Annotated in this window: 10 protein-coding genes; 4 read left to right on the top strand and 6 right to left on the bottom strand. The window is 65.7% G+C overall.

The features are described 5' to 3' along the window. Positions 1–345: 345 nt before the first annotated feature. Together Q6A47_RS07500 and Q6A47_RS07495 are read right to left on the bottom strand one after the other, a co-directional pair. On the bottom strand, positions 346–489 hold the full coding sequence (locus Q6A47_RS07500; RefSeq protein ID WP_304483776.1) for a hypothetical protein: 144 nt from the start codon (positions 487–489) through the stop codon (positions 346–348). 362 nt (positions 490–851) lie between these two features. Next, positions 852–5693: a dermonecrotic toxin domain-containing protein gene (locus Q6A47_RS07495; RefSeq protein WP_304483775.1), complete on the bottom strand. Its 4842-nt coding sequence runs from the start codon at positions 5691–5693 to the stop codon at positions 852–854. A gap of 160 nt (positions 5694–5853) precedes the next feature. Between Q6A47_RS07495 and pvdP the strand changes: the two genes are divergently transcribed. After that, positions 5854–7476, top strand: a complete 1623-nt coding sequence (pvdP, locus tag Q6A47_RS07490) for a pyoverdine maturation tyrosinase PvdP (protein WP_304483774.1) — start codon at positions 5854–5856, stop codon at positions 7474–7476. 57 nt (positions 7477–7533) lie between these two features. Here pvdP and Q6A47_RS07485 read toward each other — a convergent pair whose 3' ends face one another. From Q6A47_RS07485 to Q6A47_RS07475, 3 genes are read right to left on the bottom strand one after another with little or no spacing between them, the layout of a single operon-like run. After that, positions 7534–8928 (bottom strand): efflux transporter outer membrane subunit, encoded by a 1395-nt coding sequence (locus Q6A47_RS07485; protein ID WP_304483772.1) that lies wholly within the window; start codon positions 8926–8928, stop codon positions 7534–7536. A gap of 3 nt (positions 8929–8931) precedes the next feature. Then, positions 8932–10890: a MacB family efflux pump subunit gene (locus Q6A47_RS07480; RefSeq protein ID WP_039576537.1), complete on the bottom strand. Its 1959-nt coding sequence runs from the start codon at positions 10888–10890 to the stop codon at positions 8932–8934. Then, the gene (locus Q6A47_RS07475) at positions 10891–12069 is read right to left on the bottom strand and encodes an efflux RND transporter periplasmic adaptor subunit (RefSeq protein ID WP_039576538.1); all 1179 of its coding nucleotides are present in this window, start codon (positions 12067–12069) and stop codon (positions 10891–10893) included. Positions 12070–12278: 209 nt separating this feature from the next. Between Q6A47_RS07475 and Q6A47_RS07470 the strand changes: the two genes are divergently transcribed. After that, a complete protein-coding gene (locus Q6A47_RS07470; RefSeq protein ID WP_304483785.1) occupies positions 12279–12755 on the top strand; it encodes a sigma-70 family RNA polymerase sigma factor in 477 nt (158 codons plus the stop codon). Positions 12756–13525: 770 nt separating this feature from the next. Here the strand turns inward: Q6A47_RS07470 and Q6A47_RS07465 are convergent. After that, positions 13526–15589, bottom strand: coding sequence for a PhoX family protein (locus tag Q6A47_RS07465; RefSeq protein WP_304483770.1), 2064 nt, complete (start codon positions 15587–15589; stop codon positions 13526–13528). A 224-nt stretch (positions 15590–15813) separates the two neighbouring features. On the opposite strand from Q6A47_RS07465, the gene Q6A47_RS07460 reads away from it, so the two are divergent. Then, on the top strand, positions 15814–17454 hold the full coding sequence (locus tag Q6A47_RS07460; RefSeq protein ID WP_304483769.1) for a bifunctional UDP-sugar hydrolase/5'-nucleotidase: 1641 nt from the start codon (positions 15814–15816) through the stop codon (positions 17452–17454). Continuing rightward, the gene (locus Q6A47_RS07455) at positions 17451–17876 is read left to right on the top strand and encodes a pilus assembly protein PilZ (protein WP_295485498.1); all 426 of its coding nucleotides are present in this window, start codon (positions 17451–17453) and stop codon (positions 17874–17876) included. The genes Q6A47_RS07460 and Q6A47_RS07455 overlap by 4 nt, the downstream gene beginning before the upstream one ends. The last annotated feature ends 3 nt before the right edge of the window (positions 17877–17879 follow it).

Genomic DNA, 17879 nt, shown 5'->3' with positions numbered 1-17879 from the left:
GATCGCCAGGTGCGAATACTCATCGTGGCGCGGGATACCAGCCCAATCGACGCCGGATAGATTTACGCAAGCCATCCATTTCACCCAATGATCAGTATTGCAAAAAAGGGGGTGACCATAGATTTTTCTTGGAAAAAAGGGGGGCAAAAACCGCCTGCTCCCGCATCCGGCCCCTTCGCTGCGCTGCGGGGTTCCCTCGCGCCGGTGGCACTCCGGGGGTACCGCGCTTAGGGGCCATCCATGGCCCCAAGCGCTTGACGGGCATCCATGCCCGTCAACCCCCTCCATGCCACCTCTGCTCGGCCTCCTGAGGTCGCGATGGGCGGCGTCTGAACTGGCGCGCGCTTAGAAGCAGGGCGGTGGGACAGATTTATAGGCGCGCTGCGCGATCAAACCGCCGTTGCCGTTGCCGTTGCCGTTGCCGTTGCCGTTGCCGTTGCCGTTGCCGTTGCCGTTGCCGTTGATCTTAGTGCGCGGTAGCTCAGCCACCGCCAACCGCGACCTCAGGAGGCCGAGCATAGGCGTTGCGCAGGGAGGTGACGGGCATGGATGCCCGTCAAGCGCTTGGGGCCAGGACGGCCCCTAAGCGCGGTCCTCCCGGAGCGACGCCGGCGCGAGGGAACCCCTGCGCATAGCGCAGGGGCCGTATGCGGGAGCAAGCGGTTTTTGCCCCCCTTTTTTCCAAGAAAAAAAGGGGGTCGCCGTAAAGGCGAAAAGGTGACTCAGCCTCACCCCAGAATCCGGATATTCACCCCAGAATCCGGATATTCACTCCAGAGTCCGAATATTCACCCCAAAATCCGAATATTCGCCCCGGAAACCACCACCCCCGCCAAAGCAAACAAACCAAATCACCCCCTATCAACCATAGCCCAGGTAATCTCCCGAACCAGCCCATCCAACGCAATCGCCCGACTACTCACCAACAATTCACTGGCCCGCCGATACACCTCCCCCTCATTGGCATACCGCCCAGACACCAAATCAACCCTCTGCACCACCCCATCCACCCGCCACCGCAACCCCGGAATATCCCCCAGGTGCTGTTCGAGCGCGACCAAGTAGGGCTCGGCGACCACCGCGCCTTCATAGGCCCCCACCTGCTCAGTGGCCTCGCTAAGGCTGGAGTGATAGTCCACGGCGCCCTCCCAGGCCTGCTCCTGGGCCTGAAAGGCAGGCTGATGCAGACGCTGGATCCAGTCGCGCCACAGCGGCTGCTGCACCGCCCAATCGCTGAAGCGCTGGGCATCGACCTCCGCCAGTACCGCAGCCCCCAGCCGCTCGACGGTCGCCTCGCTCAGTTGCGCCAGATACCCGAATGCGATCGCCTGCGGCTGCGGCGGCAGTCCCAGGCGTGCCTGCAGGCGCCGTCTGGCGTCGAGTTGGATTTCGATTTCATCGATCAGGAAATTGGCTGCCCCCAAACTGGCGTCGCCCAGGTCGTCATCGGGATGCAGCGGTGGAAGCTCAGTCGCCATCCCCGTATCACCAGGTTCGGCCAAGGCCCGTCTACGGGCGACTCGAGCGTCGTAGAGGCGGGCGATACGCTCATCCAGCAGGTGCTGGCGCAACACGCCAAGCGCACTGCCGAGCAGGGCCTGGGCATCGTCCGCCGATGGGCCGGCGTGCGAGAACATATGCCACATCAATACATCGGTTTCTGTCTGCTGAAACAACAGGCTGGCCTGGTCGACACAGGTCTGTGCCGCATCTTCCAGGCGTGCGCTGATCTGCTGCAAGAGCTCGGCCCGCCCCCAGCCACCCTCGGCGCCCGGCTGGACAGGCTCGCTGAGCAAGCGCACCACCTGCTGCATGCGCTGGATCACCTGTGCCGGATGCTGCTGGTACTCGGCGGTGTCGGGCATCCGTGCGAACAGCGCGTAGAGCGGCTGCCACTGGGGGTGTTCAGCGGTGTCGGAGACATGGTCGAGCAGGTCCATCGGCCAGTCGAAATACCAGCCATTTTGCATCGGGTAGTCCGGTGAAGCGGACAGACCGGCATCGGTCAGGCGTTGCAGGCTTTGCTCATCCAGCGGGTTGCTGTCGAAGTTGTAGAGCGTGCCTTCTTCTGCGGCGGCCGCCTGGGCGAACTGAGTACCCGCCAGGGGCGGTAGTTCGGTCAGCAGATTGTCACTTAGGTCGATTTGGCGAAGGCGCAAGGGACGCTGGTCAAGCAGTGCCGTGAGGCCCACCGGCCATTCGAAGATTGAAGTGTCCTGCAGGTCCAGCAATTCCAGGCGTGTCCAGCCGGTGAAAACGGGCGACAGTTCCAGAGGGTTGTCGCTCAGATAGAGCTGTTCGAGGCGGTTGAGTCGCGCCAGCGCATCGCGGCTCTGCACCGTCAGGTGGATGCTGTTGTCTCGCAGGCTGAGCGCCCGCAGCGCCGGCCACTGTTCCAGCGCCTGCAGTTGGGCCGCGTCGAGATTGAGGTTGTTGGATTCGATTTGCAGCGCTTCCAGACGCGGCAGTTGCGCCCAGCGTTGCAGGGCGGTGACCGGCAGGTTGGAGATAGCGTCCGTCAGATTGAGTTGGCGCAGCCGGGTCAGCCGGGCAATGACCTCGACGTTCTCCGCGATCTGGAGATCGATGAGATTCTCCGCCAGCACCAGGCTCTCCAACGCCCCCAGTCTGCCGAGCTGCGTAGGCAGACGACCCAGCAGGCAGGATGAGAGGTCCAGGTGGCGTACGGCGCGGAACGCCTCGAGAAAACCACCCAGGTTCGAGGTTTGGCCACCGTCCAGATTTACCAGGCTCAATGATCGAACCTGGGTCAGAGGGCCTGGCAAGTTCGGCAGTCTGCCCACGCGGCTGGCGTTCAGATGCAGCACCAACCGGTCGAAACCGCCCAACCCATGCATGGGCGCTTCGCGCCGCCAGGCCTGGCGTATGCTCTGGGCGAAAGCGATGCGCGCCGTGCGCCGAGCCTCGGGGTGTTCCAGTGGCGGGGTGTGCGGTTCCTCCACCCACAATTCCAATGCGCTGTTCAGGCGCCGGTAATCCTCGCGCAGTTCCAGCAGCAGGCGCGAGAAGGCATGGGGCGCGGCGCCCGCCTGCTGGCGCAGGTGGTTACGAAGGGCCTGGCGGTCGTCGTTAGGCGTACTGGGATACAGCTCCTCGAACAGCGCGTCGGGATCTAGCCAGCCCTGGCCGCGACCGCTGAGGCGGTAGCCCAGACGTGGATCGCCGGGTTGACGCGTCGGCAGGCGCAGCAGAGGACGGATGGGCGGCATGCCCAGCGCTTGGGCGCAGCCCTCGCGGTCGTTGGCGGCCAAGTCGAACAGGACATCGCTCAGGCGCTGTGGCTGGTGGATGTCGATGGACAGAGTGACGCGCTCGGCGTCCGGCAGCGCCTGCAGCAAGGCCTGGAACAGGTCGGTGTCGTTGCCGAGGGTGAGTCCGGTTTCATCGAAGGGGCGGTAGCGACTGCCATCGCGCACGATCACTTTGCAGGCCCCTTCCTGCGGGCCGGCGGCCGCCAGCAGGCGACCGGCGAGGCGTTGTTCGCGCAGTTCTACCCGGGTGTTCCCGCTCCAGCCTGGTAAGCGTTGCAACTGGCGCAGGACGATCAGGTCGCGGTCAGCGTACGCGCCCGTATCGAGTTGAAAGGCGCTCAAGGCGCGGTTGAGGCGGGCATTGCGCAGGTACAGCCGAGCCGATTCGCCAATCGCCAGCGGCAGCCGCTGGCTGCGTTGCAGTTGGCGCAGGTCGTCGTGCTGGGCGCTGGCCAGCAACTCGCTGCGGACCCGCTCGCTGAGCGACGGAAAATGCCGGGCCAGTACCTCGGCCTCAGGGCCGAGCGGTACGGCGTCACTCAAGCCGCTGGCGCCTTGGGTTTGCAGGCTGTCCAGAAGCAGGGCCGGCAGCGGCTGATGATCGACCACCCGTTGTCTTACTTCGGCTTCGCTGTAACCACTGCAACGCAGCGCCCGTTCCAGGTTGGCGTCGTCGAGCCCCGTGCTGATCGGTGTCAGACGCCTGAGCAAGGTCTGTCGATCCCAGGCCAAGGGATTTTCGTGTTCGAATACCGGCACGCTCGCACTATGTCCTCTCAACGCGGGTGCGACGGTGTGGGTCCCGGCAGGATTGTTCAAACGCCAGCGCGCATCGGTGTCACGGCCCAGCGCATAAGCCTTGGCGTCGATCTCCAGCCATTGCCGGCCTTGCCAGTGCAGCAAACCATCGGCAGAGACGTTGGTCCCTGACGGCCAAGGGCGATTAGCCGCGAACAATGTCGTGTCGCCGTTCCACAGGCGTTGCCTGCCCTGGTGTTCCAGCAAGTGCCAATCCTGCAACGGGCCTTCGACCTCGACGTAGCGGGCCGCAGCGCCCAGGGCCGCGAAGGTGATCAGACTGTCGAATACGCCGAACAGGTGCGCGATGGCGGCATCGCTGTCGCCTTCATTGAGCGCGTGAACGCCATCGAGGAACTCGTCCACCACCTGTGCAGCTCCGACGACCATCATCACCGTGCCCAGGGCCGGAACGAACAACCCGGCCAGGCTGGCGACATTGATACCCAACTGCAACCACCCCTCCAGGCGCTCGCGCTGAGCGGCGGCGTTACGCTCGGCAACGGGGACGGCCAGGGTGGCTGCATCCGTCAACGCGCGGACGACGTTCTGCCGGGCACGCGCAGCGAACGGGTCGCCGGGCCACAGCCCGCAGGTCCAGGGCAATCGCGCATTCTTGTCCAGTGTTGGCTGCCAGATACTGTGCGGCGAGGGAAACGCACGCTCCAGCCAACTGATCGCCTGGCCCTTCTCCAGGACCGGGTCGTGCTGCACCGTGGTGTAGGGGTAGAGCGGATACAGCGCCTGGCGCAGGCGCGTGGCGAACAGCGTGAACTGCTTGTGGCTGACGAAGCCAGCGAAGTAGCGACGAACGTCCGCTTTCCAGAGCTTGCGGGTCAGCGCGCTGCCCAGCGCCTGCATCGAGGGGTACTGGTGCAGGGATTCGCCTGGCGCCCCCGGCAGATAGAGCAAGCAGGGTTCGGTCGCTTCGCGGGGTTCCAGGCGAATCAGCAGCGGGCCGTGCAGCGGGATGCCGAATACGCTCAAGTACGCACACTGCAGCCGTCTGGACTGACCATCGGCCATCGGCAAGTCGAATTGTCCAGACAGCACGGCATCGCCCAGCATCTGGCCGCGGCTGTCGATGCGCCGCTCCAGTACGGCGAGCAGTAGCTCGGCGGCGAATGCACTTCGGTCTTGCTGCAGCAGCCGTCCACGGTAGTCGTCGTTATCCAGATGCTCGCGCAGATGATTCTGGTAGCGCCATCCCAGGTCCAGGTTGCGCACGCCTTTGACGAACCGCGCGCTGTCCAATGGCAACGGACGCAGGTCTTGGGCCGAGACATGCAGCGAGATCGGCTCGTTGGCGTCGAAATTCTGCAGGGCCGCTTCCAGCCACGTGCTTTCACGCACGGGGTCGCGGCGTTGCACGATGCCTTGTTCAGGCGTAGGCAGCGGTGTGTCCGGATACCAACTGGCGAGCGCCTCGATCAGCAACGGGCGGCAGAAGCTGTCGACATCCTGCACCTGGGCAAGCACCTCGCGCACCCTCCGGGCAGCGTTGACGCTGTCTTGCACGCGCCGTTGCAGCAGGTCGCGTTGCCCCGGTGTGGCGCTGTGCATCCATGCAGGCAGGCGGGCATGGATGAAATCAAGGGTCGGGGAGGGGTGAGGGGCTGGCATCGGCACTGCTCCTGTGGGGATGAGGCTGCGATGCTAGGCGGCGGCGTCAGCGGCCGGGCCGTAGCCGATTACCACCTGCCGACCCCGGTAAATTTTCTGGCGCAGGGTACGTTCTAGCTTGGATAGAGGCCGCAGCATGGCTGCAACGGACAGAGACGCAATGACCATTTCCCGACGAGGATTCATCGCAGGCCTGGCAGTGGCGGGGGCCGCGGGGGGCGCGGCCTATCATGCACACAAGGTGCTGACCCACGATCCGCAGGACGATGTCGTCACCCCGGGCGAGGCCAGCGTCGAGCTCGCCGACCTGGCCGGGCAATGGCTCGCCGACCAACTGCGCGGGATCTGGGACATTCGTTTCGAGGGCCGCGATGGTGGCCTGGAGGGTTTGCCGGGCGCGGGCGTCGAGGTGTTTTTCGACATCGCTACCAAGGGGCGCGGCCTGCGCGGCTTCGTCGACACCGGCGAGCGCCTGCGTGGCGTAGGCCCTGCCGCCTACCGGGTGTTGGGCGACCTCGTCGGCGCATCGTCGGCCCAGGTGCGCTGGCGTCTCATCGGCCAGCGCGGCGGACCGAGCTATGAGTGCGTGGCCAGCCTCGACGAGGTCTGGGGCGCATTCGCCAACGCCGGCAGTGGCACGCTCAGCGGGCGCTTGCAGCGCCTGGACCGCCCGTTGACCTTGCTGGTGCCGGACAGCCGCTTCGTGGCCGTCAAGCGCCTGTTTCCCGAAGCCCGCGAACGCCTGCCCTACAACGCGGCCATGCAAGCCTGGGTGATCAGTCCCGAGCACCGCTTGTTCCATCAGCTTTGGCACGCCAGTCGCGACCAATGGCACAAGATGTCCGATGAAAAACGCAATGCGCTCAGGGGCCTGGGCTGGCAACCGGGGCCGCGCGATCGCGAGCGTGATGCCCGAGGGCCGCGCAAACACCGTAATGGCTCGGGCGTAGACTTTCTATTCATGCACCGGCACATGCTCGGCACCGCCCGGGCGTTGCAGGACCTGCCGTCCTGGCAGCAGTTTCCGCTGCCGCAGCCCAGCGTCGAGTTCGATCGCCAAGGCTTTGCCCGTTACTACGATAACCACGACGGTTGCCGCGTGCCGCCGCCCTGGCGAGCGCCGGGCGACGACGACTACGGACAGTGGGTGTCGGCGATCAAGGCCGGCGAGACCTTCACCAGCAACTTCCAGGTGTGGGAGTCGCAGTACCAGGACCCGCTGTACCTGTCCAAATTGAGCCTGGGCGCCTTTGGTTCCGAGCTCGAAATGAACCTGCACGACTGGCTGCACATGTGCTGGGCGTCGGTGCCGCGCGATCCGTCCAATGGTGTGCCGGTGCCGTTCGCGCGTGAGCAGGACGACTTCGCCGGACGCTGGTTCGCGCGCGAGAACGATTTTCTCGGCGACCCGTTTTCATCCCATGTGCACCCGGTGTTCTGGGGCTTTCATGGGTGGATCGACGACCGCATCGAGGACTGGTATCGCGCCCACGAGCGACACCATCCCGGCCAGGTCCGCCGCCTGGAGATCAATGGCGTGCAATGGTTCGCGCCGGGGCCCTGGGTCGAGGTGGCCGATCCCTGGCTCGGCCCGGATACCCATGGCTGCAGCACACTGCCAGGTATTCGTCCCGGCAAGAGCGTCGAAATGGACCCTGAGGTGATGAAGCTGGCGCTGCGCATCACCTTTGGCGAGCCGGACTCGCTCGATCAGTGGCTGCGCCGTGTGCCGCGTCGGCCGTGGTATGCGCGGCACCTGTCGATGAGGAACATCCTGTCCTGAGCGGCGAGTGTCGCCCTGTGTTTGCCGCCCGCACTCCTGCAGGCGGCGTCCATCGCCTCAAAGTCTCCAGCCGCCGCCCAAGGCCTTGTACAGTGCCACGCTGCCCTGCAGGCGAGCCAGGCGCAGTTGGGCCTGCTGATCCTCGGCCTGGTACACGGTGCGCTGGGTTTCCAGTACCGTCAGCAGCGTCTCGGCGCCGGCGGCGTAGCGCTGCTCGGCCAGGCTGAAGGCGATGCGCGCCTGCTCCACCTCTTGGTCCTGCCACTGGCGTTGGCGCTCGACGCCGTCGATGGCATTCAGTGCTTTCTCCACGTCGCCGAAGCCCGCGATGATTTGTTGGCGATAGATTTCCAGCAGCTCCTGCTGGCGTGCCGTGGCCCGGTCGCGCTCGGCGCTACGCCGCCCATGATCGAAGATCGGCGCGGTGAGCGCGGTGGTCAGGGTGTAGAACGGACTGCCGAGGACGTCGGCGAAGGTTCGCGCGCCGCTGCCCAGTTCGGCACCGAGCACCACGCGCGGCAACAGCGCCGCCCTGGCCACTTGCACGTCAGCACGGGCCGCTGCCAGGCGAGCTTCGGCAGCGGCGATGTCGGGGCGACGGCTGAGCAGCTCGCTGGGCACGCCGCTGCCGATCGCCGGCCAGCTCAGTTGGGCGAGCGATTCGCTGCCGGTGCGCAAGCGCTGTACCGGCTCGCCGAGCAACGTGGCCAGGGCCACTCGGTTGTCCTTCCAGCGCTGTTCGAGCAGCGGCACCTGCCGCTCCTGGGACGCTACCAGGCTGCGCTGCTGAGCCAGTTCCAGGCGCGTGGACGCGCCGGTACGCTCGCGTGCTTCGACCAGGTTCAATACGTCGCGGGCATTGGCCAGGTTGAGGCGGGCGATGCGCAATTGCTCCTCAAGGGCCAGGCCTTGCAGGTAACTGTCGGCGACAGCACTGGTCAAGGTCAGTTCGACGGTCTGACGGTCGAAGCGGCTGGCCTGAAGTGTGTTCAAGGCGCTATCACGCGCGCCGCGCAGCCCGCCCCAGAAGTCGATTTCGTAGCTGGCGCTCAGGCGCGTGCTGAAGGCGGTGCTGGTGCGTTCGCTGCTCGAGGCATCGAGCCGATCGCTGCCTTCGCCACGCAGCAGGCGCTGACGGCTACCGTCCATCCCGAATTGCACCTCCGGCAACAACGGCGCTCCCGCGATCACGGTGCTGGCCTGGGCTTGGCGCACGCGCGCAGCGGCGGCGGCCAGGTCATGGCTGTTTTCGCGGGCACGCAGGATCAAACGGTCCAGTTCCTGGCTGGAGAACGCTTGCCACCACGCTTGATCCGGCAGCGCAGCTGTCGGATTGGCAGCCCCTTGCCAGGTGCTCGGCAGTTCTATCGGCGTCTGCGGCGCAGGCGCAGTGGCGCAGGCGGCGAGGCAGAGGCTCAGGGTCAGCAGGCTGATGCGGCTTGGCAATGTCATGGGCTACACGCTGGTAAGGGCTTTGACCGGGTCGAGTCGGGCGGCTTTGCGCGCTGGCATGAAGCCGAACACGACACCGGTGATCACGGCGCAGGCGAAGGCGCCGAGGATGGCGGGCAGGGCGAAGGCCACGGCGATATCGGCCAGCAGCAGCGCGCCGCCGATACCCAGGGCCAAGGCGATGCCAGTGACGCCGCCGACCATCGACAGCATCACCGCTTCGGTGAGGAACTGGCGCAGGATGTCACGCTGACGGGCACCGGTGGCCATACGAATGCCGATCTCGCGGGTGCGTTCGCGCACGGTCATGAGCATGATGTTCATCACGCCGATGCCGCCGACCAGCAGCGAGATGGCGGCAATCGCGCCGAGCATCAGCGACAGGCTGTTCTGGGTGCGCGCCTCGGCCTGGATCAGTGCAGCGTCGTTGGTCAGGTCGAAATCGCGCTTGCCTTGGCGTCGCTTGCGCATCAACTGGTCGATGGCCGCCTCGGTTTCCGACACCCGGCTCGAGTCGGCGGCGGTCATGATCACGTATTCGGGGTCGCGCGAGCCGAACAAGCGGGTCGCAGCGGCCGAGTAGGGCACCACGATGCGCTCGTCGCTGTCCTGGTTGCCGGAGCTGGCGCCCTTGGCAGCGAGCACGCCGACCACCTGGAATGGCACATTTTCGATCAGCAGGTACTGGCCCAGCGGGTCGCTGCCCGGTGCCAGCAGCTTGTCGCGGACTTTCTGGCCAATCACTGCCACGGCCGCGCCGCGCTGTTCATCGGCTTCGGTGAACAGGCTGCCCTGGACGACCGGCCAGTTGAGGATCTGTGGAAATTCGGTGTTGTTGCCGCCCACGTAGAACGTCTGGTTGTTGTTGCCGTGGCGCACCATCAGCTCGCCGCCGATCACTGGCATGATGCGGTGCACCTGGGGCAGGCCGCCGATGGCGGCGACATCGTCGAGGGTGATCTGGCCGGCCGCTTCGCGTGAGGTGGCGTGCTTGGCACTGATGTAGAGGATGTTGGAGCCGAAGGCGGCCATCTGCGCCATCACCTGGCGCTTGCTACCTTCGCCGACCGCCAGCATCACCACCACCGAGGCCACGCCGATGACGATGCCGAGCAGGGTCAAGGCGGTGCGGAAGCGGTTGATCCACATCACCCGCCAAGCCGCTTGCAGCGACTCGATCAGCTCGCCTTTCCAAGCGCCGCGCAGGCTTGCACCGCGGTCCAGGCGTCGGCGCAACTCATCGGCCTGCACGCCGGGCACGGTGGGTGGCTCGGCGCTGGCCGAGTCGCTGACGATCTCGCCGTCGCGAATCTCGATGATACGTCGCGCCCGCGCCGCCACTTCTCGGTCGTGGGTGATGAGAATGATCACGTGGCCCTGGCTCGCCAGTTCGTCGAGCAGGGTCATCACCTCGGCGCCACTGTGGCTGTCGAGGGCTCCGGTGGGTTCGTCGGCGAGGATGATATGACCGCCGTTCATCAGCGCGCGGGCAATCGACACCCGTTGCTGTTGACCGCCGGACAACTGATGCGGTCGGTTGCCGGTACGGCTGGCCAGGCCCAGCCGCTCGAGCAGGGCGGCGGCCCGGGCATGGCGCTGGTCGGCAGGCGTACCGGCGTAGATGGCCGGCATCTCGACGTTTTCCTGGGCTGAGCCTGAGGGAATCAGGTGATAGCCCTGGAACACGAAACCGAAGGCTTCGCGGCGTAGCCAAGCCAGCTCGTCGCTGTCCAGTTCGGCGACATCGCGTCCGGCGAAGCGATAACGGCCGCTGGACGGACGATCGAGGCAGCCGAGGATGTTCATGAGGGTGGACTTGCCCGAGCCAGAGGCGCCGACGATGGCGACGAATTCTCCGGGTTGGATGCTCAGGCTGATGCCGCGCAGCACCTGAACCTCGGGGGAGTCGATGCCGCCGTAGACTTTGTGGATGTCGTCGAGCTCGATCAGCGCTGCACTCATTCAGCCTCCACTGGCGCGCGGCGCGCCGATGACCAGGTGCTCGCCTTCGCGCAGCCCGTCGAGAATCTGCACCCGAAGGCGGTCGCTGAGCCCGGTGCGCACCTGGCGCTGTTCGACCTTGCCGTCCGGGTTGAGCACCTGGGCCAGGCGCAGGCTGTCATCAGGTGCATCGTCCAGCGCGGCCAGCGGCGCGGTGAGCACTTGGCGGGCTTGACCGGCGACGAAGAACACCTGGGTGGTCATCTCGGCCATGAGCGCGCCATCGGGATTCTCCACATCGAGCAAAACGGTGTACTGCACCACTTTGCTGCCCGTGCTGCCGCTGCTGGCGCTGGTCGGGCTGCCGCCGCCCTGACTGCTCTGGTCGAGTGGCTTGGGCGGGATCGGCAGGATCTGCCGCACGGTGCTGGTCCAGCGTCGCTTGCCACCGGCCAGGGTGGTGAAGTAGGCGGTCATGCCCGGTTTGACCTGGCCGATGTCCGCCTCCGAAACCTGGGCCCAGACGGTCATCGGCGACAGCCGGGCGATGCGCAGGATCAACGGCGTCTGCTGCTGGGCGTTGAGCGTCTGGCCTTCACGGGCATCGACCGCCACCACGGTGCCGTCCATCGGCGCGTAGATGCGTGTGTAGCCAAGCTCGGCTTCGTCGCTGCGCAGGCTGGCCTGGGCCTGGAGGATCTGCGCCTGGTACATGTCGATCCGGGCCTGGGTCACTTTCAATTCCGCCTGAGCGCGCTGCACGTCCTCTTCGCGTGTGGCACCGGCGCGAGCCAGATCTTGCTGGCGCTTGACCTGTTGTTGGGCCAAGAGATGCTGTGCGCGCTGCTCGGCCAACTGGGCCTTGAGGTTCTCGATCGAATAGCGTCCGGCATCCAGGCGCGCCTGTTGGGTGGACGGGTCGATCTCCACCAGCAGTTGGCCCTTTTTCACCTGGTCGCCGGCTTCGACGTGCAGCGTGCGGATTTGCCCGGAGGCCTGGGCGCCGACATCGACGTAGCGACGCGGCTGCAGGGTGCCCAGTGCGGTGACGCTGCTTTCGATGTCGGCGCGGGTGACGGGCACGGTGCTCAGCGATGGTGCGCCGAGGGGCAGGGTTTTCCAGGCCAGCAGGGTACCCAGTGCCAGCAGGCTCAGGGCGCCGAGCAGCAGTCGACGGGGGAGCGGGGAGGTGCGTCTCATTGCAGACTTCCAGGCGGAGGTATGAGGCGTGGCATGGCGTGCAGGCACATACGAACGTCCCCGATAGACGAACCTTGTGCACCGGGATTTAGCGGACCGGGTGGGCTGCGTTGCTGAGAATGGGTGTAATTTGTAATATGTCACACTGATATCACCGATGCGCATTCTCAACTTTATCGGTGTTGCCTGGAGGAGAAGCGAAGGCCGTGGTGGAACATTACTATCGCGAACTGTTGAGCTTTCTCTGCGCGCGGCTGGGCAGTCGGCATGCGGCCGAGGATGTGGCGCACGATGTCTGGGTTCGGTTGCTTGAGCGCAGCGGTCAGCCGCCGATCGAACGGCCTCGCCCGTTCCTCTATCGTACGGCGCTGAATCTGGTCATCGACAGGCATCGGCGGCAGTTGGTGCGGCAGGTCGAGCCGCTGGAAGTGCTGGAGGACGATGAGCGCTGGCACAGTCCGGCGCCTTCGCAGCAACTGTATCTTGAGCAGCGATTGGCGATGGTGCGGCGGGCGCTGGATGAACTGAGCGGGACGTGCCGGGAATGCTTTTTGCTGCGCAAGCTCGAGGGGTTGTCGCATGGGGAGATCGCGGCGAGGCTTGGGATATCGCAGGGGATGGTCGAGAAGCATATCGTTAATGCCATGAAGCATTGTCGGGGGCGGATTCGGGGGTGGGATCGGTGATTTTCCCTGGCCGGGGGGGCTTATCCGTTGGCTTTGGTGGGGCTTAGTCACCTTTTCGCCCTTACGGCGACCCCCTTTTTTTCTTGGAAAAAAGGGGGCAAAAACCGCTTGCTCCCGCATACGGCCCCTTCGCTGCGCTGCGGGGTTCCCTCGCGCCGGTGGTACTCCGGGGGTACCGCGCTTAGGGGCCATCCATGGCCCCAAGCGCTTGACGGGCATCCATGCCCGTCAACCCCCTCCATGCCACCTCTGCTCGGCCTCCTGAGGTCGCGATGGGCGGCGTCTGAACTGGCGCGCGCTTAGAAGCAGGGCGGTGGGGCAGATGTTCTGGAGCGCTGCGCGATCGAATCGCCGTTGCCGTTGCCGTTGCCGTTGCCGTTGCCGTTGCCGTTGATTTTGATCTTAGTGCGCGGTAGTTCAAACACCGCCCATCGCGACCTCAGGAGGCCGAGCATAGGCGTTGCGCAGGGAGGTGACGGGCATGGATGCCCGTCAAGCGCTTGGGACCACGATGGTCCCTAAGCGCGGTCCTCCCGGAGCGACGCCGGCGCGAGGGAACCCCTGTGCGCAGCGCAGGGGCCGTATGCGGGAGCAAGCGGTTTTTGCCCCCCTTTTTTCCAAGAAAAAAAGGGGGTCGCCGTAAAGGCGAAAAGGTGACTAAGCCCCACCAAAGCCAACGGATAATCACCCCCAAAACCCAAAACCCAAAACCCAAAACCCAAAACCCAAAACCCAAAACCCAAAACCCAAAACCCAAAACCCCAGAAACCTCAAGCCGTCCCAATCACCCCCCCATCATCCCGCTGAATCACCACCGTAGAGGCCCGCGGCCGAACCTTCCCCCCCGCCGGCGTCACATCGGTCGCCTTATCGGTATAAGGCCAATTCCCCGGATGCTGAATATTGATGAACAACGTCTTGTTATCCGGCGTAAAGGTAATCCCCGTCACCTCACACCCATTGGGCCCAACGAAGAACCGCCGCAAGTCCACCTGGTTCTGCGCATTGACCGGCACCTGCTTACCCGCCGCATCGACCAGGTCAGTCGGAATCACCGCCAGCAGTTGATCGTTGGTGTAACTGGTGACACTGCTCTCACCGTTATCGGTCTCGAACCACAACACCCCCCGGCTATCGAAGCTCATGCCGTCAGGACTGGCGAACTGGTTCAGTTCGGTCAGCCCGGACCGGTTGATCTCAGGTGCCCCGCCCGCATTGGCGCCGAACACGAAGATATCCCAGGTGAAACGCTGGTGATCATCGCTGTCGTGCCAGCGAATGATGTGCCCATGACGGTTCGGCCCCCGCGGGTTGGCCGCATCGACCTTGGCCGCAGTACGCGCGCTGTTGTTGGTCAAGGTCAGGTAGGCGTCGCCATTGAGCGGGTTGACCGCAGTCCATTCCGGACGGTCCATGGGCGTCGCGCCCACCGCGTCCGCTGCGCCACGGGTGTTGAGGATGATGCCCGGCAGGTCGCCGAACTGCGCGCCCAAGGTGCTGCCAGCGATGGTTGGTGTGGCCACGTCCAGCAGCAGCCAGACACCCGAACCGTCGGCATTGAAGCGCGCCACGTAGAGCTTACCCTTGTCCAGGTACTTGGCACCGGTGGCCAGGCGGTCGGCGGGCTTGGCGTCCGCCGGATCCCAGACCGCCTCGGAGACGAACTTGTACAGGTACTCGTTGTTCGAGTCGTCGCCGGTGTACCACACCAGCGGCTTACCGGCCACCGGCAGTCCCGGGCAGCAGCCCTCGTGGCGGAAGCGGCCCAAGGCGGTGCGCTTCACCGCCAGGGTGGCGCTGTTGTAGGGGTCGATCTCGACGATATAGCCATAGGTGCTGGCTTCGTTGCGGTAGTCGTCGGTGGCGCTGGCGCCAGTCGGGGTGACATCGAAGCGGGTGAATTCGTCCTGCACTTCACTGGCATCGCCCGCAGCGGTTTCCCAGCGGTACTGGCCTCGCGTGGCACTGACGCCGATGCGCACCTGATCGGCCGGACGCGTGGCCTTGTTGACGAAGATGCCCGGCCAGTTTTCCTCGCAGGTCAGGTAAGTGCCCCACGGGGTGTAGCCGTTGCCGCAGTTGTTGTTGGTGCCACGGGCCTGGGTGCCGGTCGGCGAGAACTTGGTCTTGACGTGATCGGTGCCGCGCATCGGCCCGGCGATATCCATCAGCGAGGCGGTGGTGAAGCGACGGTTGAGCGGGTCGTTCTGCACCACCTGCCAGCGCCCGTTGACTTTGCTCAAGCGCACCACGCCGGCGCCATGGGCGTTGATCTCCTTGCGCACTTCCTCCACGGGCCGCTTGCCGGCGGCATCCACGGTCGGACCGTTCGGGTGCAAGGCGTCGGTTTCGATGTACTCGAAGTTGATCGCCAGCAGGCCGTCGTCGGAGCTGCCATTGATGGGGAAGAAGTGCATGCCGTCATGGTTCATGCCCATGGCATTGGCCTGGTCGGTCGAGGTGTTGCTGCCGTCGGACTTCCACGGGTTGCCATTGCTGTTGAGCGGGGTGCCCCACGGCGCGATCACATAAGCGCTGTAGCCAGCGGCGACCACGCAGGCGTCGGTGCGCGAGCCGGCGATCGACTGGAAGCCCAGCTTGAGCTTGGCCGGGGGTTCGGTGGTCGGCGGCGGAGTGGTCGGCGCGTCATGGTGGGAGCTGCCGCCACCCCCGTCGAAGCAGGCGGTCAGGCCGGTTCCTGCGATCATCGCGATGGCCGCACCGAGGCTGCCGCGCATCACCGTGCGACGGCTGAGGTAGGCATCCATCACGCTGGCCATCGGCAGGTTGCTGCTGGGGTTCCGGTCCAGGTTGTCGCCGCTTTCTCGACTCATCAGGGGTTCCTTGTAGTGGTTGAACAGAGGGAACCGCGACTCTAGGCGGCAAGTGTGATGATTCATTGGCAGAAATGTTAATGACCGCTTAAAACCTGGCGCTATTAGTAACAAGATTTGTCTAACCTTTTCGCCAGGCCTGTCCGATTTCTGCCATCAAACTGTCACGCAGCCTGCCCAATATCCGTGGCCCAACATGAAGTGGGTCGAGGATGACGGTGTCGATGGCAAGCAGTATGGGCAGGCGCGAAGTCATGGGGTGGATGGGTGTCGGGGCCTTGGCACCTTTGCTCGGCGCCTGCTCGGCATTCCCAGGACCGCGCAGCCGTGAGGCTTCGGTGGAGCTGTTGTACGTCGCCGATACCCTCGATGCCCGCGAGCCAAGTCTGCCGGTGGTGCCGGCGACCCGCCTGGGGCCGGTCAGCCACCTGGGCCGCGCACCGTGGATGACCGGTCGCCAGGCCAGCAGCGGTCATGCCGAACTGGCGCCGTTGCTCGACGCCGATCAAGCCGGTCAGACCCCATCGGGCGGTTATGCGGTGCTTGCCGCGTTGCTGGAGCAACTGCGCCGCGAAGCCGGCGACGAGCGCTGCCTGACCCTGGAGAACGGCCAGGGCTGGAACGGCAGCGGCCTGGCCTATCTCACCCAGGGCGAAAGCGGCGTGCAGGGCAGTCGCCTGCTGGCCAGCGATGTGCGGGTGAGCAGCGATGAACGCGTACTGTGGCCTCAACGCTGCGCGGCGCTGTATCGACAATCCTCGGCCGTAACCCTAGGTGCCGGCCTCGCGGCCGAGCAGGCCAGCGCACTGGGCCTGGAGCCGCTGCGGATCTTCCAGCGCGGCGGCGCACGGATCGCCGTGGTCGGCGTGACGGATCCCTACGCCCAGGATCAGAAAGCCTCGCTCAAACAGTGGTATCAATCGCTGCTGCCCAGCTTCGAGCAGGCCCGGCGCGAGGCGGATCTGGTGATTGCGCTGGCCGATGTCGGCACCGGCCCAGGTCTTTGGCTGGCCGAACGGATCGATCAGATCGACGTGATGCTCTGCGCCCGTGGCCAGGACCTGTGGCCTGCCCCGGTGAAGGTGACGCAAGCGTCCGGCCGTCAGGTACCCGTGCTGTTCGCCGGGTGTCGCGCCAGCGGCGTCTACCGCCTGCAATGCCGGCAGCAGGCCGGCGAGTGGCGCTTCGACGCCCGCTTCATCCCCACCTTCTTCAACCAGTTGAATGCTGCCGCCCAGGCCCGGGCCCATCAGTTACGCGCCGCGCTCGAACAACAGCGCGCCGGTCACGCCGCCTGGCTCGACCAGCCGCTGGCCCGCGCGCCTCAAGCCCTGTGGCGGCGCGACACCCGCGGTGGCAGTTGGGACCGCCTGCTGCACCAGGCCCTGGCCGACGATTCGAGCATGCCGGTGCTGTTGCCCGGCTTGCGTTACGACTATCCCCTGGGCGCCGGCCAGGCGATCACCCGCGAGCACCTGATCAGTCTCACCGGAGGTTACCCGGCGCCCGTGGTCGAGGCACCGGCGCGCCAGGTGGAACAGGTGCTGGAAAACGCCGCCGAGCAGTTGTTCGGCGACCCGCTGCTCTTGGACAACAGCCAGGATCTGCCGCGTTGGCTGGGTCAGGCCTGGCAGGTCAGCTACAGCCCTTCGGGCAAACGCATCGCCGGGCTGACGACGGTGCAGGGCCTGTGCCGCACCTTCGGCCTGCATTTCGACGCCCAGGCCGGTGAGCCGCTGTGGCAGAAGGTCGAGGCCTGGCTGGCGCGGCAGACGCCGGACTGGCAGTTGGCACCGCTGCAGTTGCCGCAGATGCGCTATGTCCAGGGCCACCCGGGCTGGCACCCCCGTCAGGACGTCGCGTGAGCCTACGCCCGCGACTGACCAGCGTCGTGCTGCTGACCCTCGCCGGTTGGCTCGCGGCCCAGTGCCTGTTGCAACTGAGCCGCGAGCCGCAGCCCGTGACTGCCGTGCGCCAGTCACCCAGCGAACTGCCGGGCCTGCTCGCCGGCCACTGGCAGGCGCCGGCGGAGCAGGGGGGTATCCCGCTGACGCGCCTGCCGTTGCAGTATCTGGGTGGGCTCAAGGCCGAGCCGCTGTCGGCCAGTGTGGTGGTGCTGCGCTTCGGTCAGCAGGTGCGCACCCTCGGCCGTGGCCAGCGCCTGGCGCCGGGGATCGTGTTGCAGGCCATCGACGCCGATGGCCTGATTTTCGACAACCAGGGGCGGCGTGAGCGCCTGCCCTGGCCGCCACGGCCTGCCGTGACCGGCTTCAAGCGGCAAGGGTGAGCG

The sequence above is a fragment of the Pseudomonas boreofloridensis genome, from assembly GCF_030580795.1.
GTDB classification, from domain to species: Bacteria; Pseudomonadota; Gammaproteobacteria; order Pseudomonadales; family Pseudomonadaceae; genus Aquipseudomonas; species Aquipseudomonas boreofloridensis.
Note: the sequence above shows the minus strand (reverse complement) of the source record. Positions and strands in the feature narration are given on the sequence as shown.